At 36.4% G+C, this 18876-nt stretch carries 21 protein-coding genes; 3 read left to right on the top strand and 18 right to left on the bottom strand.

Annotation, left to right across the window (positions count from 1 at the left end):
- Nucleotides 1-121 precede the first annotated feature (121 nt).
- The 7 genes from JKP73_RS08990 to JKP73_RS08960 all read right to left on the bottom strand — a co-directional run bounded on the left by JKP73_RS08990 (nt 122) and on the right by JKP73_RS08960 (nt 8550).
- Nucleotides 122-2053, bottom strand: coding sequence for a stage V sporulation protein D (locus JKP73_RS08990; RefSeq protein WP_021291674.1), 1932 nt, complete (start codon nt 2051-2053; stop codon nt 122-124).
- Between the two features lie 82 nt (nt 2054-2135).
- Nucleotides 2136-4367, bottom strand: a complete 2232-nt coding sequence (locus JKP73_RS08985) for a penicillin-binding protein (RefSeq protein ID WP_021291675.1) — start codon at nt 4365-4367, stop codon at nt 2136-2138.
- A gap of 28 nt (nt 4368-4395) precedes the next feature.
- Nucleotides 4396-4770, bottom strand: coding sequence for a cell division protein FtsL (gene ftsL / locus JKP73_RS08980; RefSeq protein WP_021291676.1), 375 nt, complete (start codon nt 4768-4770; stop codon nt 4396-4398).
- Nucleotides 4770-5747: a 16S rRNA (cytosine(1402)-N(4))-methyltransferase RsmH gene (gene rsmH, locus JKP73_RS08975; protein ID WP_200411130.1), complete on the bottom strand. Its 978-nt coding sequence runs from the start codon at nt 5745-5747 to the stop codon at nt 4770-4772. Before rsmH ends, ftsL begins: the two co-directional genes overlap by 1 nt.
- A gap of 86 nt (nt 5748-5833) precedes the next feature.
- Nucleotides 5834-6265 carry a division/cell wall cluster transcriptional repressor MraZ gene (gene mraZ / locus JKP73_RS08970; protein ID WP_021291678.1) on the bottom strand — a complete coding sequence of 144 codons (432 nt, stop codon included), beginning with the start codon at nt 6263-6265 and terminating at the stop codon, nt 5834-5836.
- A gap of 195 nt (nt 6266-6460) precedes the next feature.
- A complete protein-coding gene (gene bshC / locus JKP73_RS08965; protein ID WP_234447092.1) occupies nt 6461-8089 on the bottom strand; it encodes a bacillithiol biosynthesis cysteine-adding enzyme BshC in 1629 nt (542 codons plus the stop codon).
- An 80-nt stretch (nt 8090-8169) separates the two neighbouring features.
- Nucleotides 8170-8550 (bottom strand): DUF3397 domain-containing protein, encoded by a 381-nt coding sequence (locus JKP73_RS08960; RefSeq protein WP_021291680.1) that lies wholly within the window; start codon nt 8548-8550, stop codon nt 8170-8172.
- Between the two features lie 143 nt (nt 8551-8693).
- On the opposite strand from JKP73_RS08960, the gene JKP73_RS08955 reads away from it, so the two are divergent.
- Complete coding sequence (locus JKP73_RS08955) at nt 8694-9176, top strand: N-acetyltransferase (protein ID WP_021291681.1); 483 nt, start codon at nt 8694-8696, stop codon at nt 9174-9176.
- 230 nt (nt 9177-9406) lie between these two features.
- Here JKP73_RS08955 and JKP73_RS08950 read toward each other — a convergent pair whose 3' ends face one another.
- From JKP73_RS08950 to JKP73_RS08940, 3 genes are all read right to left on the bottom strand, one after another.
- The gene (locus JKP73_RS08950; protein WP_160807227.1) at nt 9407-9907 is read right to left on the bottom strand and encodes an RsfA family transcriptional regulator; all 501 of its coding nucleotides are present in this window, start codon (nt 9905-9907) and stop codon (nt 9407-9409) included.
- A 238-nt stretch (nt 9908-10145) separates the two neighbouring features.
- On the bottom strand, nt 10146-10319 hold the full coding sequence (rpmF, locus tag JKP73_RS08945; protein WP_021291683.1) for a 50S ribosomal protein L32: 174 nt from the start codon (nt 10317-10319) through the stop codon (nt 10146-10148).
- A gap of 42 nt (nt 10320-10361) precedes the next feature.
- Complete coding sequence (locus JKP73_RS08940; protein ID WP_021291684.1) at nt 10362-10892, bottom strand: YceD family protein; 531 nt, start codon at nt 10890-10892, stop codon at nt 10362-10364.
- A gap of 211 nt (nt 10893-11103) precedes the next feature.
- On the opposite strand from JKP73_RS08940, the gene JKP73_RS08935 reads away from it, so the two are divergent.
- Nucleotides 11104-12318: a nucleotidyltransferase gene (locus JKP73_RS08935; protein WP_021291685.1), complete on the top strand. Its 1215-nt coding sequence runs from the start codon at nt 11104-11106 to the stop codon at nt 12316-12318.
- A gap of 33 nt (nt 12319-12351) precedes the next feature.
- Here JKP73_RS08935 and JKP73_RS08930 read toward each other — a convergent pair whose 3' ends face one another.
- Nucleotides 12352-13362, bottom strand: a complete 1011-nt coding sequence (locus tag JKP73_RS08930) for a SepM family pheromone-processing serine protease (protein ID WP_200411129.1) — start codon at nt 13360-13362, stop codon at nt 12352-12354.
- A 188-nt stretch (nt 13363-13550) separates the two neighbouring features.
- On the opposite strand from JKP73_RS08930, the gene spoVV reads away from it, so the two are divergent.
- Complete coding sequence (gene spoVV / locus JKP73_RS08925; protein ID WP_021291687.1) at nt 13551-14756, top strand: dipicolinic acid transporter SpoVV; 1206 nt, start codon at nt 13551-13553, stop codon at nt 14754-14756.
- A gap of 32 nt (nt 14757-14788) precedes the next feature.
- Here spoVV and coaD read toward each other — a convergent pair whose 3' ends face one another.
- The 7 genes from coaD to JKP73_RS08890 form a co-directional block, all read right to left on the bottom strand.
- Nucleotides 14789-15274 (bottom strand): pantetheine-phosphate adenylyltransferase, encoded by a 486-nt coding sequence (gene coaD / locus JKP73_RS08920; protein ID WP_031335607.1) that lies wholly within the window; start codon nt 15272-15274, stop codon nt 14789-14791.
- A 15-nt stretch (nt 15275-15289) separates the two neighbouring features.
- Nucleotides 15290-15850 carry a 16S rRNA (guanine(966)-N(2))-methyltransferase RsmD gene (gene rsmD / locus JKP73_RS08915; protein WP_021291689.1) on the bottom strand — a complete coding sequence of 187 codons (561 nt, stop codon included), beginning with the start codon at nt 15848-15850 and terminating at the stop codon, nt 15290-15292.
- Between the two features lie 352 nt (nt 15851-16202).
- The gene (locus tag JKP73_RS08910; RefSeq protein ID WP_038244490.1) at nt 16203-16478 is read right to left on the bottom strand and encodes a YlbG family protein; all 276 of its coding nucleotides are present in this window, start codon (nt 16476-16478) and stop codon (nt 16203-16205) included.
- Nucleotides 16479-16515: 37 nt separating this feature from the next.
- Entirely contained in the window at nt 16516-16953 is a 438-nt protein-coding gene (locus JKP73_RS08905) for a YlbF/YmcA family competence regulator (RefSeq protein ID WP_021291691.1), read from the bottom strand.
- Nucleotides 16954-17004: 51 nt separating this feature from the next.
- Nucleotides 17005-17238: a YlbE-like family protein gene (locus JKP73_RS08900; RefSeq protein WP_021291692.1), complete on the bottom strand. Its 234-nt coding sequence runs from the start codon at nt 17236-17238 to the stop codon at nt 17005-17007.
- Nucleotides 17239-17249: 11 nt separating this feature from the next.
- On the bottom strand, nt 17250-17705 hold the full coding sequence (gene ylbD, locus JKP73_RS08895; RefSeq protein WP_234447091.1) for a spore coat protein YlbD: 456 nt from the start codon (nt 17703-17705) through the stop codon (nt 17250-17252).
- Between the two features lie 60 nt (nt 17706-17765).
- Nucleotides 17766-18833, bottom strand: coding sequence for a CAP domain-containing protein (locus JKP73_RS08890; RefSeq protein WP_160807229.1), 1068 nt, complete (start codon nt 18831-18833; stop codon nt 17766-17768).
- Between the last annotated feature and the right edge of the window lie 43 nt (nt 18834-18876).

Below are 18876 nucleotides of genomic sequence, written 5' to 3'. Positions count from 1 at the left end.
CGTAACATCCCATTCTAAAATAATATCCCACATATGTATTCTCATAGATAACAATTTTTAAGAGGGTGGTATCACCCTCTTATTGATTTCTGCTTATCTATTATAGCAAATTTCCACTTGTTTAACGATTATTTTCCGATAAATATATCCTGATTTTTGAGCCCTGTTCCACTTTTGTACCAGGACTCGGTTCTTGATCCACAATATAATCGCCTTGACCACTTGTTTGAATAGATAAGTTCGTCATGTATTCGGATAACTCTTTCTTTTCTAGCCCCATTAAATCTGGTACTTCGACCTTAGGTTGTTCTGGCCATTGATACTCTTTATCCAACCCTCCAGTTCGAGGTTCAACTCCCATAGCTGGTAAACTATCTCCAATAATGTTTCCTACAATTGGTGCTGCGACAGTACCACCGAATTGCACGGTATTTTTCGGATTATCTACTGCAACATATACCACAATTTCCGGGTCATCTGCAGGTGCGAATCCGATAAATGATACAATATAATTATTTTCCATGTATCTTCCATCCGGTCCAACTTTCTGGGCGGTTCCAGTTTTTCCGCCTACTCGGTAACCATCAACATAAGCCGGACGACCTGTTCCTTTTGCGACAACACTCTCTAAGGCATTTCGAATTTCTTTTGAAGTGGATTCTGAGATCACACGCTCCTTGAGTGTTGGTTCTATTTTTTCAGTAACTTGATTAGTTTTTGAGTTAACCCATTCTTTTGCTATATAAGGCTCATATAGATAGCCTCCATTTACAGCAGCCGCTACAGCCATAACTTGCTGAATCGGTGTTACAGATACCCCTTGGCCAAATGCTGTTGTAGCTAATTCTACTGGACCCACATTTTCTGGTTTGAATAGTATCCCATTACCTTCGCCCTGCAAATCAATTCCGGTTTTTTGGCCGAACCCAAAATTATGAATATAAGAGAATAGCTTTTCTGTACCTAACATTTGTCCTAGACTTACAAAGCCAGGGTTACATGAATTTTGTACTACTTCTAAGTAGCTTTGATGTCCATGCCCACCGCTTTTCCAGCAATGTAGTTCGGCACCACCAACAGAAATATCCCCATCATCATGAAAATGGTCGTTTTCTAAATCTACTACATCCTCTTCCAGAGCAGCCGCTAGCGTAATAATTTTAAATGTGGAACCTGGTTCATATGTGCTCCAAATTGGTAAATTTCGATCAAAGATATCGGAATCTACTTCTTGATAATTTTCTGGATAAAAATTGGGTCTTGTTGTCATCCCTAATACACCACCTGTTTTAGGGTTAACAGCAATTGCTAACGCGCCATCTGGATTATACTTAGATACAGCCAAGTCTAATTCACGTTCCATAATTGTTTGGACCTTCGTATTAATTGTTGTTTTTAAGTCTAATCCATCTTCTGGCGGGGAATAGTCGTCTGCTAATCGATCTAATCTTCTCCCTTTAGCATCGGAATAAAACGAAAGGCTGCCTTTCTCTCCACTTAATTTTTCATCATAATATAGCTCCAGGCCCATTAATCCTTGATTGTCGATCCCGGCAAAACCCAATACATGAGAAAGATCGTCTCCGTATGGATAATGTCGCTTCGAATCTTTTGCTAAGTAAACACCACTCATATCTAGTGTACGTATAGCTTTTTCTTGTTTTTCATTAATCTTTCGTCCCTCTGGATGGATGTTGACACTCGAAGCATCCCTAGTGACATACGCATATGCTTTATCATAAGATATGTCTAGAATAGACGCTAAGTTTTCAGCAGTTTGTTTTGGATTCACAATTTGTCTTGGTACGACGACTACAGAAGGAGCTGTAACATTTTCTGCAAGTACTTCACCATTCCTATCTAAGATATTTCCTCTTTCCGGCTCAAATTCGATATCTCTTGTCCATAGTTCAGTAGCCTGTCCCATTAATTTATCACCTATCATAAATTGGACATAGCCCAAGCGAATATCAATAACCGTAAAAATTAATACGCCAATAAGAAAAACAGCGACTATCCTTTTCTTCGTCGTTACAGCGGATACACGTTTCATAGTACATCTCCTTTTCGTAGACATGCTTGTATCCACTATATGAACAAAGAAACTGGATTAGAACACTGTTTCTCTACTGGTTTTAACTTTCATTATTTTCTTCTTCTGCTTCTTCCTCACTTTGTTGTTCTTGATTAGGGAGCTCTAACTCAATTCCTAAATAATCACCTTTTTTGACTGCTTTTCCTGATTCTATATTCTGTGTTACAACATAACCATTACCAAATGTCTCTGTTTTTAATTCCAATAGATTAGCTAGTTGTAAAGCATCTCTTAATGACCAGCCAATAATTTTAGGCATCTTTGGATTTTCTGTTACCAAAATAATATGATCATTTGGTAATACACTATCCCCTTCCGTTACATTACTTGCAGTAATTTCCCCTTTACCAGCTACTGTTACTTGTAATCCCTTCTCAGATAATTCTTTTTCAATATCTTTTGCATTCTTTCCAATAAGGGAAGGAATTTCAACTCTATTCACACCTTCCGTCTTCTCTTTATCCGGATTTATATTTAAGTAATGCAAACCATTTTCCATTACATTTTTAAATATAAAGGATACGGGTTCGGAACCTGTTGGTATCGTACCGTCTTCTTTTGGCTCAAGCTTTGGTTGTTTCACAGATACATACATCATTAACTGTGGATCATCTATTGGTGCCATACCTAGGAATGAAAAGATATGATTTTCATTGCCTGTTAGATAACCACCCTCTGGATTTGGAATTTGCGCAGTACCTGTTTTACCTCCGACAGTATAATCATCTAGTTTATACATTTTTCCGGTACCTTTTTCACCATTTACTACAGATTCTAGGAGTTTTAACACTTGTTCAGAAGTATCTTTTGAAATAGGTTGACCTACCACATTTGGTGATTTCTCTTTTAATATTTCTCCAGAGTTAGAATCAACTATTTTATCTATCACATAGGGTTGTAACATTTTACCATCATTTGCAATAGCTGTCGCTGCCTTCATTTGTTGAATCGGTGTTAATGTTGTACCTTGCCCAAAAGCGGTTGTCAGCTTTTCAGCAGGCCATTTATATAATATCTCGCCAGCCGTTTCATTCGGTAAATCAATATCGGTTTTTTGATCCAGTTGAAATGCCTTTAGATATTCTAAGTACTTATCTGGACCGATCTTTTCCCATGCTAATTTAGAAGCAGCGACGTTAGACGACCGTTGAAAACCTTCATCATACGTGATCGTCCCCCATCCTTCACCACCATTATGATCATGTACTGGCTTTATTTGTTCATTCGGTTGATAACTTCCGGATTTAAACGTGTCATTCCCATTATAGACACCTTCTTCAATTGCCGCCGCCCAAGTAAACATCTTAACGGTTGAACCTGGTTCAAACGGTGTAGAGACAACATCATTATACCAATTTTCTACATCCTCAGGATTATTTGGATTGTAACTAGGACGGTTACTCATAGCTACAACTTCTCCAGTCTTCGGGTCCATAACTACAGCTGAAATTCTTTCTGGATTATATTCTTCATCCACTTGTGTTAAGGTATCCTCTAACAACATCTGTATTTTTTGATCAATTGTTAAGTAAACATCATCTCCATCCTCTGGTTCTGTAACCACTTCTTCAGGATGAAGTAGCTTTGTATTATAATTGTCACGTTGGTAAGAAATACGACCATCTTTTCCACTTAACAAGGCATTCATCTGGTTTTCCATACCGGCAATTCCTTTGATTTCCTGTGTTGTGCCACCATTCTCATTTTCTTGCTCAAGTTCCCTAGCAAAACCAATGATTTGTGAAGCAAACATCCCATTTGGATAAAATCGCACTGCTTCTTCCTCAAAATTAATTCCTGGCAGGTCTAAGGCAGCAATTTCATCTTTCTTTTGTTGTGAAAGTTCTCTCGCATTCGTACCGAATTCCACTTGGAACCTATCTTCTTCAATTCCTGTCTTTAAACGCTTAAGAATATCACTTTCTTCCATATCTAATAGAGGAGCCAGCATTTCCGCAGTTTTCTCCGGATCTTTAACATGCTTTGGCTCCTCTAAATCTTCGGAATAAGCTTCATCAACAATGGCGTATAAACGATATGTTGGCCGATCATACGCCAAAGTCATTCCATTACTATCATATATTTTTCCACGTTCAGCAGGTAATGTATAAGAAGCTGTTCGTTTTTTATCTGCCCATTCCTCCAATGAAACATCATTAATTTCTCCGGTTGCTTGTATATAAAGAAAACGCCCTGTCAACGTCAAGAATATACCAACAAAAAAGATAATTAGAATCCCTGCCATGAAGTGAGTAGTTTTATTTTTCCTCATAACATGTTCTCCTTGAGTAATTAGTTATTTAGTTGTTCATCTCGTGTGCTTGTTTTACTTTAGCATCTTGGATTTTCAACCCATTTTCTTTTGCGATTTTTGTTATACGTTCAGGACGGCTTAATTCTTTTTTTTCAAAGCTTAACTGTTCATTGACTGATTTTTGTGTGTTTACTTGAGTTTCTAATTGCTGCATTTCACGATTTACCGTGTCCGTTGACGAAGAAAAAGAAACCATGTATATACCTGCTATAATAATACAGACTGCTACAATGGAATATATTAATTTTTCTCCTTTCGTTATCCACCCCTGTCTATGAACCCTTACAGTTGTAGATTGTTCTTGGCTTGGCGTTTGCTGCGGTTTTGTCGGTTCCCAAGTTCTTGCATGATTTGCACTCATTATTTTCTCCACCCTTCCTCATACGTAAATTGTTCGTTCCAGTCCGTCACTTTTTCAATGATACGCAGCTTTGCAGACCGTGATCTACGATTCTCTTCTAACTCCTCATCGTTTGCAACAATTGGTTTTCTTGTAATTAGACGAAATGGTGCTTGATTTTCTTTAGGCAAAATAGGCAAATTCCTTGGTGTCTCTTTCGGAGTACTCCATTTCTTAAAGGCTTGTTTGCATAGCCTGTCCTCCAAAGAATGAAAGGTTATTACCGTAATTCTTCCTCCAACAGCAATCGATCGTGCTGCTTGATGAAGAGCTTCATTAAAAACACCTAGTTCATCATTAACAGCAATTCGTATCGCCTGAAAGATGCGCTTCGCAGGATGTCCGCCTTTTCGTCTTGCTGGCGCAGGTATACTTTCTTTAATAATTTCTACTAACTCATGTGTTGTCTGAATTGGTTTGTTTTTACGGAATGCTTCAATTTTCCTGGCGATTTGCTTTGAAAACTTTTCTTCTCCATAACGAAAGAAAATTTTCACTAAGTCGTTATATTCCCAATGGTTTACGATTTGATATGCATCTAAGTCTTTTGTTTGATCCATTCGCATATCAAGCTTCGCATCATGTTGATAGCTAAAACCTCTCTCTCCTCTATCCAATTGAGGAGAAGATACGCCTAAATCAAATAAAATACCGTCAATATGTTTAATTTGTTGTTTAGTCAATGCTTCTTCAAGTTGGCTAAAATTGGAATGAATAAATAAAATGCGACCTTGGTAAGCAGCTAATCGATGTTTTGCCGCCTCTAAAGCTTCTAGGTCTTGATCAAAAGCAATCAATAACCCATTCTCACCTAATTGTGATGCGATTGCTTCAGAATGACCGCCTCCACCAACCGTACAGTCAATATATATACCGTTCGGTTGAATATTCAGCCCTTTAATCGTCTCTTCTTTTAAGACACTATAATGTTCAAACATGTCATACACCCATTTCTACCCTTGCCGCTTTTGATTGCATTTGTTATCCATAATCGGTAATCTGAGTTGAAATGAAAATTCATCACTTAAATGTCAAAGTCCATGAGGTTTTCAGCAATTTCTGTGAAAGATTCCTCTGAGTCAGAAAAATACGTTTCCCAATTTTCATTGGACCAAATTTCAATTCGATTTGATACTCCAATCACGACACATTCCTTTTCTAAAGCAGCATAGTTTCGTAAAGTTTGTGGAATGTTTATCCTTCCCTGTTTGTCTATTTCACATTCAATAGCCCCAGAGAAGAAAAACCGTGTAAAAGCTCTTGCATCTTTTTTTGTAAGTGGGAGTTTTTTTAACTTTTCTTCCAATAATTTCCATTCTTCCATTGGATAAGCAAACAGACATTTATCCAGTCCACGAGTCACAACAAAGTTTTCTCCAAGCTCTTCACGGAACTTAGAAGGGACAATGATTCTACCTTTAGTATCAATGTTATGTTGGTATTCACCCATGAACATATAGTCCGCCCCACCTTCGTACAATCTATATTACCACATTGCCCCACTATTCACCACTAGTTTTTTAAATTTATTTATTTCTGCCATAAAATTAACCATTAAGCACTAATTTAAAACAAACAAAAAAGCCGTTATACCAAGGTATAACGGCTTTAATTTATAAAATAAAATGAAAGTGGGGGATTATCCCTATTATTACAAATAAATAGCATAGTGTTCATTCTCAAGTGGGAAAGAGTGATCAGTAATTTCTTTTATAATTTCTAAACCATAACGATTTAGCCAAGGTAGTGGATTCCATATTCGTTCTTGCAACCCATCTTCTGGTTGTAGTGTACAGTGTAGGGAATTAAATGCTGCTAACTCTTCTGAATGCTCTTCTTCTAACGCTTTTATCAACCGATCTTCTAAAAAGTTTATCGTATCTTTCAAGTAATATAAGTTTTTATCAGCTAAATCACCTAAATCATTACCCATGCCTTTAGCCAATTCTTTTAACGGTACATGTGCTTCTTCAACAGCTTTTTTAACTTGCTGCGCTACTTTGTCAACGGCAGGTTGATTCTTTTCTTCAAACCACTGCTTTTTCTCATCCATTGTCCCATAGTTGATTGCATAGTGGGCAGAAATATGATATTCCTTTAATAACTTTTCCACTTGCCGCTCAATAATAGTAAAGGAAAGACGTGGTAATACTGGTGGCATATTTATTTCCAGTGCATGAAAAGCTGGTTTTAAAGCAGACCAATAACTTATCTCACCCGGACCACCAATGAAAGCTAGAGTGGGGAAGACTAACTCTTGCATTACTGGCCTTGTTACTACATTATTACTTAAACTCTCTGGATTTTCTTTGGCAACTGAGATTATTTCCTCTGTCGATAATAGCACTTCATTTTGTTTTCCCTGCCACTGTCCATCTGCTGTTCGTCGGAGTAGGATTCGTTCATTATCTTTATGAAAGAATAGATGCGCATCTGATTTTTCAACTTCTAACGATACTGAATAACCATATTGATCTAAACCCATTAACGCATTGCATACCCCTTCACTAATTTTGGGTTGATTTTCGATTAATTGAATAAAATACTCGCTTTCTAGTTTACGCACGAGATGGTTTCCTGAGTCGATCAATACTAATCCATGATCAGGAAATAGTTGATAAATTAACGTTGAAAAGAAATCTACATAGGTATTAGACTGAGACAAACACTGTTTAATTCGTTCATGCAAACCCTTCGTATGATCTGTTTCTGATAATTGAACAAACAAGGAGTCGAGCCATTCTTCCATTTTGTTGTGATCGATTGCCTTTTCAGACAACGATCGTTTTTCCCAATTTTGATCATGCAACTTGAATTTTTTCATCTGTTGTTCATGTGGTAAAAATACATGGTTTACTTCTTCAAAATCGTGGTCCTCTCCGGCAATCCAAAAAACAGGAATCACCGGAACTTGCAATTTTTCTTCCTGTTCTTTCGCAAGTTGGATAATCGATATCACTTTATTAATGGTATACATTGGACCAGTTAATAATCCAGCTTGCTGTCCACCAATAACCACAACACTATCTTCTCTTTCAAGTCGATCGATATTATGATATGTAGATGACGGAGCACCCCACTGCTTATTAATCGTACGTAGTACTTGGCTTAGCGCTTCTCGCTTAAAACATCGTTCTTTGAGATCTTGATACCTCTGATAAAACTTATTTGGTATTGGATAGTCAAAAAAAGCGGTGATTTGCCCCGCATTATCTCGATAATCTTTTACTAGTTTGTTTTGTTTTTCCAAAACGATAGGGTCGACCTGCATAGATCCCATGCTCCTTCTATATGTAATGTCCTTCATGTATTGTACATAAAAAAAACGAAAATTTCATGTCATCTGTTTATAAGCAAATGCTAACTGACTATCTTTTGAATAACACCAATCAAAATAAGTCCAATATATAGAAATGCAAACAATAAAAAAGAAAATCGCCACATAATTTTCAAAGCTTTTCTCAGTATGATTTCTGTTTGTATTTTCCATTGCGAAAACATAATAGCACCTAGTATGATTAGCAATAATACAATGACGATACCAACCATTTGCACTCCGAAGATCATTTTTGTTAAAACAATCACGGAAATAATGTATAACCATGTTGTCCAATTTACTGCATGATGGAAGGCTTTCAATCGGTAATTGCTTGCCATATAAGCAATCACATAAATAATAAATGTAATTACGATTGGAGCTGTAATAAAAAATGCGAAAATATAGATAAGACCATTCCCCATTCTAATCCCTCCACAAAAATGCCATTATTGGTCTTTTATCATTCTTTTATTTCATCTGTCCTCTTTTTATATTATAATAAATATATAGAAAAGCAAAAATAATTTCACAAAACCATACACCACAGATACGAGGGGGAGTTATTATGCAAGCTGTGAAAGTGGAAAAACTCATGATCAATTATAAAACACTTGAAAAGTTTAAACATTTTAAGGAGTATGGAAATCAAGAATTATCGATGCTTGAAGATCTTGAAAACAATATGATCGAGAATCAAAACGATTCACCATTTTACGGAATTTATATTGGTGACAGTCTAATTGCCCGCATGAGTCTTTATAAAATAAACAAAAAATACGATTTTTACTTTGAGCCAGCCCAAGATTATTTAACTCTGTGGAAATTAGAAGTCTTACCTGAATATCAAGGGGAAGGCTACGGTAAAGTACTTGTCGATTTTGCCAAAGGATACAATATACCAATTAAAACAAATCCACGCATTAATTCTCATGGTTTTTGGGAAAAAATGGGCTTCCAAAAAGCTCACTATGAAATGGAAAGGGATTTAGGGGAAAATCCGTTAATTTGGCTACCTGAAGGTGTTAAAGAACAAGAACACACTAATTAAATATGGCGTCCATATACAACTAAAGACATGAATGTGTGAATGCATTCATGTCTTTTTTTAACAGGCAAGGTTTTGTTTTAAAAGAAAATCATCCCTCTTAACAGTATAGACACTAATTGTCTATTTAAAGTGATGTGTTTAAATACGAGAGATTGTCTTCTTTACACTGATTTAGTAAATGGATGTATAAACGTGAAGAAAAGTTCTATAAATAATTCCACATTCTATTTTCACTTCAACTTTTGTAAATCCTTTTCTGGTTCTAGTTTTACCCAGTTCCAAAGTTTCCCCATTTCTTCCCAGGCATTTTCATAACGAGCCAATACTTCCTTTAATTGGGCATTTTCTTTTTCTAATTGTTCTGTCTTCTCTTGATGTGCTTTTAGATGATTTTCATTCGTAATTCCAAAGTTGGACTTCATGCGCTCCAATAACAAAATAGCTGTCTCTATTGTTTCTCTTTCATGATCATGCGGTTCAGAAAAACTCCAAATATCTTTTCGATTTCCTTGTTTTCTTTCTTCTTTCGCTGTTTGTATAGCATCCTGATATTGCTTGCGAATAGAAGCATTCCATCGAAACCCACAAGCAGCAGCAGTTCTTGATAGCTTATTAGCTACTTCTTTAAAGGCCTCTAATTGTGTCTTCCCGTCTCTTATATAGCGTAAGACTGTATCAGCAAGTAAAATATCTTCATCCTTTGTCCAGGCATCTTGTCGCGTTGCATTCATATCATCCCTCCTTATACATTTGCTATCAATGTATGCGAAAACTAGGAGTGATAGAATGTATTTTTAACAGTTTTTTCATTTTTAAATAATTTCGTGCCGTTTTCATGCCCATTCTTCGTCAATACAAGTAGCAACTATTAGTTTTTCCCTACAGCAAATAGACAAACTATATTTTAACAAAAATAAAAACAGATCACTTACTGTGACCTGTTTACTCGTAATTTTAAATTATTCCAAATTACTTACTTACTACTTCTTTCCCGTCATATTGTCCGCATGATTTACATACATGATGTGGTTTTGTCAATTCCCCACAATTTGAACATTCTACCATGCCAGGTACGTGTAATTTTTTATGAGTACGACGTTGATTTTTTACTTTTTTAGAAGTTCTTCTTTTAGGTACTGCCATGACTTACACCTCCTTCATAGAAGATAAGAAAACCGAGCGTTATTACTTTTCCGTCTCGTCATCTTTCAGTAATGATTCCAATTTTTTAAAACGCTTATCTATCGTCTTTTCGTTCTTTTCTTGCGAAATAAATTCCCAGCCTTCCCCTTCGGAAGGAGGATTCTGCTGGTTATTTGTTTCATTAGAAAATACTCGATACGGAACCTCTAATAGAACATTTTCCTTTATATGCGGGGCTAAGTCAAGCACTTCCCCCTCAACTGGATGAATTTCATCTTCCGCCTCTTCTTTTGTAATAAAGGATGATGTCGTAAAGACTTCATCAGCTTGTATATCAAACGGATATGGTACATCTACTAATGTCCGTGCACAAGGGAGAATCATTTCTCCTGTAATATGAAAGGAAAAGATAATTTTATCTCCTTGGAAAAAACACTGTCCATAGACGTCCACAGGTTTAATCTGACGAATATCATTATTCATTTTTTCCAGTTCAGAAACATCTACTTTTTCATTAAAAGTGAATGGTTCATTGTAAGCACTTTTTTTCAACTGAGCCAATGCAAATTTCATTTTAATCACCTCAAGGCAACAAGAGTAATTTTAAAAGAAAACACGTCTTTTGTCAACATATTTTCTTTACAGATTTTAACCTTATCAATACTTCATTCTATCTTTAAAAAGTCTTCCCTTAATTCTTTACAATAGTCATCCTACACCTTGATAATGCGAATGTCTAAACTTTCTGCTACAATAAAACACATACTTACAGGGAGATGGTGAAATGAAAGCATGTGGAGTAATAGTTGAATATAACCCGTTCCATAATGGTCATGTATATCATGTGGAGCAAGCAAAAAAAGCATCACAGGCAGACTGTATAATTGCAGTCATGAGCGGTCCGTTTTTACAACGCGGCGAACCGGCTATTATTGATAAGTTTTCTCGAACAAAGGCGGCACTTAGCAATGGGGTTGACATTGTTGTAGAACTCCCTTATCCATTTGCGGTGCAAAGTAGTGATTTATTTGCCAAAGGGTCTATATTAACACTAAAAGAACTTGGAATTACAAGTTTATGCTTTGGCAGTGAATCTGGAGATACTTCCCATTTTATTCGAAGTTATCACCTTTTTAAAGAAAAACGAAATCAATACCAACAAACACTAAAGCGTCATTTAGCAGATGGAGCGTCATTTCCAGAAGCGAGCAGCTTAGCCTATCAGCAGACCAACATCTCCACTGAAGAAATGGATTTGACGAAACCCAATAATATCCTAGGGTTCAGTTATGTTAAGACAATATTAGATTATAATTTGTCAATTACACCTCTAACCATCAAGCGAAGCCAAAGTGGCTATCATGATCAATCCATAACAGGTACGATCGCTAGTGCAACAAGTATTCGAAAAACACTTTCAAATAAAAATAGACTGACAACATCAATTACGAATGCGATACCTGACGCTACCAAATTGCAAATAGAGGAATATAAAAGCAAGGCATCGTTATGGCATTCTTGGGATCATTATTTCTCTTATATTCATTACCGTGTGTTGACATTATCCTTGCAAGAGCTTTCCCTGATTCAAGGAGTTGATGAGGGGCTCGAACATCGCCTTAAAAAAACAGCCAGAAATGTATGCTCCTTTAACGAATGGATGGAGAAGTTAAAAACCAAGCGTTATACTTGGACAAGATTACAGCGCATGTTTGTACATATTCTTACCAATACCAAAAAGAAGGAAATTGATATTTTATCCACTCCATCAAAGTTGCCTTATGTACGCATTCTTGGCTTTAACAGAACAGGTCAAGCCTATATCCATCAACAAAAGAAACAGATGGAAGTTCCAATTATTCAAAAAATCGGCCGTCATATGCATCCGATGCTAGAAATCGAAGAACGCGCAAGTAATGCTTATTATAGCATTCTACCACCAACAAATAAAATTACCTTGCGTAGACAGGAAATAAATCCACCAATACAAACGAAATAACAGGCCCCCTAGAGAAGGAGGGCCTGTTATTATTTAATTTAAATCCTGTAAATATTGCAATGCATCGTCAAATGTTCTTATTGGAACGATTTTCATATCGGTATCAATTTCTTCTGCTTTCTTACGAGCTACTTGATAATTTGATTCTTCACCAGCTTCTTCATTTGGAGCAAAAAAGACATCTGCGCCTTCTTTATCGGCAGCTACTACCTTTTTATCAATTCCTCCAATTCGATGTACATTCCCATCATAGTCAATTTCGCCAGTACCGGCAATTTCATATCCATGCGTCAAATCCGCTTCTGTTAATTGATCATAAATTTCTAAAGAAAACATTAAGCCAGCACTTGGTCCTCCGATATTACCGCTAGAAAAATGAACCTCTGGATTCACTGATACAGCACGGTCGGTTACCAATTGAATTCCGATCCCTGGTTTATTTCCTAAATCGGATAATTTTTTCAGGACGATTTCTTCTGTCATTTGTTTATCATCTCTAACAAATTCAACGGTAATGGTATCATTTGCTTTCTTTCCTTCAACATATTCTATTAAATCATCTGCTTCATTTATTTCTTTACCATCAATACCATTAATCCTGTCACCCATTGCAAGCTTGCCTTCAGCCGGCATTCCTTCCACTACAGAAACAACATAAACTCCATTATAATCAATGGTAATATCTTTTTCTGCTGCTTCGTAAGCAACAACGGTCGAAGCCTCTTGGGAATTTTCCATCATTTGTAATTGTACATGCATATATTCATCATCCGTAACCCCTTCTGGGAATACATCTTCTATTGGAACTACCTGATGATGTGGTAGTACCTTTGCTAATATGTATTGCGTAACCGTAGCTTGTCCACCACTGACTGTCACGAGATGCATGTCTCCCTTACTGTCATAACCTTGTTCAACTTCGACAATTGGGTTTAGAGCATCTGCTCCGCCCGGTTTATAAATATAATACGGGAGCTGATAAACTGCCAAAAAATAGACAGCGACGATTACCAGTAGCAAGCTAGCTAAATTTTTTTTTGTCATTTCTTACCCTCCACTACCACCATTAACATCCCTGTTTAAAAAGTGTATGGCATAAAATTAATATGTATGTGCGTATATTTAAATAGACTTGTACATTTATTAAAGAAAGCCCTAACAACGATATTCCAATTCTACTACTATCATCCGAATAAGTACAGAGTAAGGCTAATGATTTAGGAGGCGCAACATTGACACAAATACTAAAAACCATTTTATTTTCTAGTATTACTGCATTTATTGCATTTTCCTTAATAAAATTTCCAGATCAAGCACTGGAAGCAAGCATTCGTGGCTTAAATATCTGGTGGGAAGTTGTTTTCCCTTCGTTATTGCCTTTTTTCATAACCGCAGAACTTTTAATCAGTTTTGGTGTTGTGAAGTTTATTGGTGTGTTATTTGAACCAATCATGCGCCCGCTGTTTAACCTACCAGGAGTTGGCAGTTTTGGCTGGATGATGGGGATGGCCAGCGGTTATCCGACTGGGGCTAAAATTGCTAGTCGGTTAAGAGAAGAACAACAGTTATCTCAAATCGAGGCAGAAAGGCTTGTATCCTTTACAAATGCTTCTAGTCCTTTGTTTATTTTTGCAGCCATTTCCGTCGGTTTTTTTCATGATACAAAACTCGGAATTTTATTAGCTGCCTGTCATTATATCAGTAATGCAATCGTTGGGATATGCATGCGATTTTATGGTAGAAAGCAAGACAAGCTTAGTAAAAAACATAAAGGAAAAGTGTCGCTAACTGCCGCTTTTCACGAAATGCATCAAACCAGGTTAGGCGATAAACGCCCACTGGGCGAGATCTTAGGCGATTCAGTGATTAATTCGGTTAAAACACTAGTAACCGTAGGAGGATTCATTGTTTTATTTTCAGTTTTAACGAAACTGTTCTTTTTAGTAGGACTATCTTCTATTATCGGCATCTTCTTTGAACAGCTTTTACAGCTATTTTCAATGTCCCCTGACTTTGCTTTACCATTACTTTCCGGGCTATTTGAAATTACAATTGGAGCACAAAGCATTTCCCATGTTAATGATACATTACTCATACAAGCTATCCTTGTTAGCTTTATTTTAGGGTTTAATGGTTTTAGTGTCCAAGCACAGGTTGCTAGTGTGTTAGCAAAAACGGATATACGATTTGCTCCCTACTTCTTTGCTCGTATTCTTCATGGTGTTATTGCAAGCATTCTAACAATCATTCTTTACAAACCATTGTATTTAGATAAGCAAGCTTTTGATACAAATGATATCCCAGTATCGATAAGCACAAGTGATAGTTTATGGGTTACAATTTTGAATCAATTAGCAGAAATAGGACCTATGGTAACTATTCTATCTCTATGCGCAGCGCTAATTATTGCCTATAGAAAAAGAACAGACATTAGATGAAGTACACAAAATGTCTGTTCGACTCTTTTACTTTAAAGCTGTTTAAATTTCCTTTCTAGTGCTGCTTCTACTGCATCAGGTACTAGATCACTTACATTACCACGATATTTGGCGATCTCCTTCACAATACTCGAACTTAGAAACGAATACTGGTTATTGGTCATCATAAAAAAGGTTTCAATATCTTTATTTAACTTTCGGTTCATCGATGTTATTTGCATTTCATATTCAAAATCACTTACAGCCCGAAGCCCCCGAATAACTGCTTGGGCGTTTTTCGATTTGGCATAATCCATCAATAAACCATTAGAAGAATCAATCGTAACATTTGGTAAATCAGTAGTACACTTTTCCAATAAATCAATTCGTTCTTCTACCGTAAATAAAGGTGATTTCGATTGATTATTAAATACAGCTACAATCACATGGTCAAATATCTTTGCGCCTCGTTGAATGATATCCAAGTGTCCATAAGTCACCGGGTCAAAACTCCCAGGACATATTGCCAGTCTGGTCAAGATAAGTGCTCCCTTCTAATTCTTTTTATAAATCGTGATTCCTATCGTTCCACCATAATTCGACTGTTTAACAATCTCTAAGTGTTGCTCTCTCAAATCTGTTGGTAGCTTTTCGGATAGATCATGCTCACAATAGATCCTAGCTTCTGGTTTCAATAGATCGAGCTTGATAAGTTCATGTAGTAGGTTTTCATAATGAACTTTTTTATAGGGAGGATCAAGCAAAACCAAATCAAATTGTAGATTACGTTTAGCAGCAGCTTGCATCGCACGATATGCGTCCGCTCTAAATACTTCCACTCTCTCTTCGAGTCCAAATTGTTTAATATTCTCATAAATCGTATGTATCGCTTTTGGCTGTTTATCTACAAATACTGCCTTGTCCATTCCCCGACTCAAAGCTTCTATTCCTAGCCCTCCACTACCTGCAAAAAGATCTAAAACTATCCCACCTTGAAAAAATGGGCCAATCACTTGGAAAACAGCCTCTTTTACTTTATCAGTAGTTGGTCTGGTCATCTTTCCGGGGACAGACTTTAGTTGTCTCCCCTTATGCTCTCCTGCAATTATGCGCATAACTCCACCTCAATTAACTACTATTCGACATTTATCCTACCACAAAAGTTAAGAAACTAAAATAAGAATTATTCTTCAGAAAAATATTATTTGAAAGCGTATAAATTTCTTTTCAACGTACATACTAGGTTAATGTAACAGCTAATATATTAGCTTAGCTGTTTCAAACACGGAGAAGACTTACTCTTCCCCATAAGTTCTTCTTCCGGTTTCTCCTCTCCCTTTGCCTTTTTGTTTTCTAACAGGAAAACAAAGGGACCTGTAGATAATTTATTTCTGCAGGTTTTTTCTTTTTTTAAGTAAAATTCATGTACACGATAAAAGCTGCGAGTGATATCGCAGCTTTTATCGATTAAATGCCCATCTTATAATCATATTGTTTAGCCTTGTCTGGTTTCGCATTTTCAAAATCTATTCTTATAAAAGGCTTATACGAACGATCGACTTTCGAAACAAAAGAAAGCTTTAATAGTTTAGCTTCTATCACTTCTATCTGATCCTGATCAATATACAAGACAGCATACTTCATTTTCTTTGAACTATATAGGTAATGACCATAACGTTTAATTTGTTTCAGATTCTTCATATGTTGAAACCAAACGATAATTCCTTGACGTTTTGTCCGCATATCATTTATCCTCACTAACAACAATTAAGATTTTAACTTAAGAGGCACATCCACAGCCTCCACCGCTTCCACAGCCACAACCACTATCAGTCAATGCTGCGCCGTCTTTAGGTGCTTTAATTTGTTCGCTGACACTATGTGCAACATAATTACTGATTTCATCCAATAATTGCTGCAGATTACGTTCAGCTATTTTGAAAGAAGCTACTTTATCATTCATATCCATTTCTCTTTTCGCTTTGCGTACTTCTTTCATAATTGAATTGTAATCCGGATGATACCTGCCAAATCTCTGTACATCTTCATAATGAGTTTTTATATCACTAAACGCTTGAATTAGCTCTTGTGCTTTAGGGTCCTGATTAAGTTCTTTTTGGGATTGATTATAGGCTTCCATAACGTCTGAATCCAATACCATTCTTCCTAATTCCTCAGAACGATCTAGAATATCTACATACTCCATTGTCGCTATCATCCTATACACCTCCACTTTCATCTTATCATCTTTTGTTAGATCTGGAAATAACTAATCTTTCATCGCACCAGCGAACTGCATAAGCATTCCAATCATTTGCACTTGGTTATTCACCTTTTCAACTTGTTGGGGAAATGTCTTTCCATAATACCGTTTTGCTTCTTTTTTCATCTCAGGTATTAGACTTGGATCTCTGGATAAATAACGATACCATACAGGATTTAGTCGAACAAACTGTTTTAATTCCGGGTTACGCTGTAAATATTCATAACACATTCGATCCATTATTTATCTCCTTAATCACGGAACCAGCCCATGCGTTCATTAATTGGGGGTTGTTTGTTTTCTTTTGTCTTCTGAAATTGCCCTATCAATTCTTGAATTGTTCCTAATGACGAGCTGAATTGATCCATTTGTTTTTGAAATTTATCCAAATCCATGGACTCCGTCATTTTCACTAACTGACTAAACAGTTCCGAGTTTTTATCTTTTTTACTTTCTTTCTTTTCTTCTTTGTTGTCTTCACTATCGCTTTTAAATGATTCCCAATATGGGTCGTCCTCTCCTAATAACACCCATTTTTCATACATTTCTTGCCACGGCCTGCCATTTTTTCTAATATGCTTAATCAGCTTGGGATGTTGATTAATAAACTGTTTAAATTCACTAACTGAAGGATGCAAGTTCGTATCATTCATCCTCATCACCTCTTTTATATGGTCATCTGTACTATTCATTTTATGTTCCATCATGATAGATGTGAAAAAAGCTTACCACGTTTTTTATGTGGTAAGCTTTTCCTCTCCATCTACTTAAAAAGGCTTCGCTAGGAAATTCTGTGTATAATATAGCCGATATACCCCCACACCCAAATGCGTGAATTTATCGCTTAACAATGCTTCCCGATGACCTTCGCTATTAAGCCATCCTTCCATTGCAGCTGCAGCATCTGGATACTGCGCCGCGATATTTTCTCCAGCTGAAGTAAAAGAAACGTCTCCTGCATCTAGTCGTTCCTTTAATCCTCTTCCATCCTGGCTTGAATGAGAGAAATAATTATTGTTCTCCATGTCCTTACTATGCAAAAATGCAACTTCGCCAACGGATGCTTCCCATTTTAATTGGTCTTTCTCATACTGGTTCCGCATAACATTCGTTATATCGAAAATCTGCTTTTCCATTCCCTCTTCAACTTTCTGCCATTCTTCATTAGATAAATCTGGTTTTGACGGCATATCTCCACGATACTTTAGTTCATATGGCTGATGCTTTAATAGTGTATCAGCGTCTAATACACGTACAGAGGATAACTTATTTGTAAATGTATCGAAATAGAGTTGCATAAAAATCGAATCTGATATTTTTACAAGTGGACGCATATTTTGGTCTTCTTCTTTCAGCTTGAATGTATAAGAAGCCAGACCATTTCGATAATTCACTTCTTCCGTAAATGAAAACTCCTTACCAATTTCTTCATATGAATCACCAATGGATACAGGTTTCATATTTAATTGATTCCCTGTAGCATAGATCGTTTTTATTTCACCGTTCTGTACACCAAATTGTACATATTGTTCTGATTGATCTGTATAAACCCACCAAGTATATCCATATGCACTGGGATCTTTTCTATTTGGATCTCCTAACTGTTGTTCTAAGTCATCGGACGATTTTCCAAACCATTGAAATAATTCCCCTTCTAAAGGCACTTCTTCCTCTCGTTCTGGAACAACTTTTGATTCAAGCATTTGTTTCTTCTCTTTTACAGTCTGACTAATGGATTGAATGGTAGCTTCTGGAGACACATCATTTCGTTCCAAAAAATAAAATCCTACGACTGCTACTAGAGATAAAAGAATTAGATTTCGAATAAATCGCATCACTTGGTCTCCTTATCGTTTTTATCGTATGTATATGCAAAAC

It is taken from the genome of Virgibacillus salexigens, assembly GCF_014905415.1.
Classification (GTDB): Bacteria; Bacillota; Bacilli; order Bacillales; family Amphibacillaceae; genus Virgibacillus; species Virgibacillus salexigens.
This window is presented reverse-complemented; position numbering and strand designations above follow the sequence as displayed.

Excerpts from the sequence above, each read along its gene's own strand:
- JKP73_RS08955 (WP_021291681.1), top strand. The coding sequence starts at position 8,694 with ATGCAAGCTGTGAAAGTGGAAAAACTCATGATCAATTATAAAACACTT.
- ylbD (WP_234447091.1), bottom strand. The coding sequence starts at position 17,705 with ATGATGGAACATAAAATGAATAGTACAGATGACCATATAAAAGAGGTG.
- JKP73_RS08930 (WP_200411129.1), bottom strand. The coding sequence starts at position 13,362 with ATGACAAAAAAAAATTTAGCTAGCTTGCTACTGGTAATCGTCGCTGTC.
- rsmH (WP_200411130.1), bottom strand. The coding sequence starts at position 5,747 with ATGTTTGAACATTATAGTGTCTTAAAAGAAGAGACGATTAAAGGGCTG.
- JKP73_RS08900 (WP_021291692.1), bottom strand. The coding sequence starts at position 17,238 with ATGGATCGAATGTGTTATGAATATTTACAGCGTAACCCGGAATTAAAA.
- bshC (WP_234447092.1), bottom strand. The coding sequence starts at position 8,089 with ATGGGATCTATGCAGGTCGACCCTATCGTTTTGGAAAAACAAAACAAA.
- rpmF (WP_021291683.1), bottom strand. The coding sequence starts at position 10,319 with ATGGCAGTACCTAAAAGAAGAACTTCTAAAAAAGTAAAAAATCAACGT.
- JKP73_RS08905 (WP_021291691.1), bottom strand. The coding sequence starts at position 16,953 with ATGATAGCGACAATGGAGTATGTAGATATTCTAGATCGTTCTGAGGAA.
- ftsL (WP_021291676.1), bottom strand. The coding sequence starts at position 4,770 with ATGAGTGCAAATCATGCAAGAACTTGGGAACCGACAAAACCGCAGCAA.
- JKP73_RS08910 (WP_038244490.1), bottom strand. The coding sequence starts at position 16,478 with ATGCGGACAAAACGTCAAGGAATTATCGTTTGGTTTCAACATATGAAG.
- JKP73_RS08940 (WP_021291684.1), bottom strand. The coding sequence starts at position 10,892 with ATGAAATTTGCATTGGCTCAGTTGAAAAAAAGTGCTTACAATGAACCA.
- rsmD (WP_021291689.1), bottom strand. The coding sequence starts at position 15,850 with ATGCGCATAATTGCAGGAGAGCATAAGGGGAGACAACTAAAGTCTGTC.
- JKP73_RS08935 (WP_021291685.1), top strand. The coding sequence starts at position 11,104 with ATGAAAGCATGTGGAGTAATAGTTGAATATAACCCGTTCCATAATGGT.
- JKP73_RS08960 (WP_021291680.1), bottom strand. The coding sequence starts at position 8,550 with ATGGGGAATGGTCTTATCTATATTTTCGCATTTTTTATTACAGCTCCA.
- mraZ (WP_021291678.1), bottom strand. The coding sequence starts at position 6,265 with ATGTTCATGGGTGAATACCAACATAACATTGATACTAAAGGTAGAATC.
- JKP73_RS08890 (WP_160807229.1), bottom strand. The coding sequence starts at position 18,833 with ATGCGATTTATTCGAAATCTAATTCTTTTATCTCTAGTAGCAGTCGTA.
- JKP73_RS08985 (WP_021291675.1), bottom strand. The coding sequence starts at position 4,367 with ATGAGGAAAAATAAAACTACTCACTTCATGGCAGGGATTCTAATTATC.
- JKP73_RS08990 (WP_021291674.1), bottom strand. The coding sequence starts at position 2,053 with ATGAAACGTGTATCCGCTGTAACGACGAAGAAAAGGATAGTCGCTGTT.
- JKP73_RS08950 (WP_160807227.1), bottom strand. The coding sequence starts at position 9,907 with ATGAATGCAACGCGACAAGATGCCTGGACAAAGGATGAAGATATTTTA.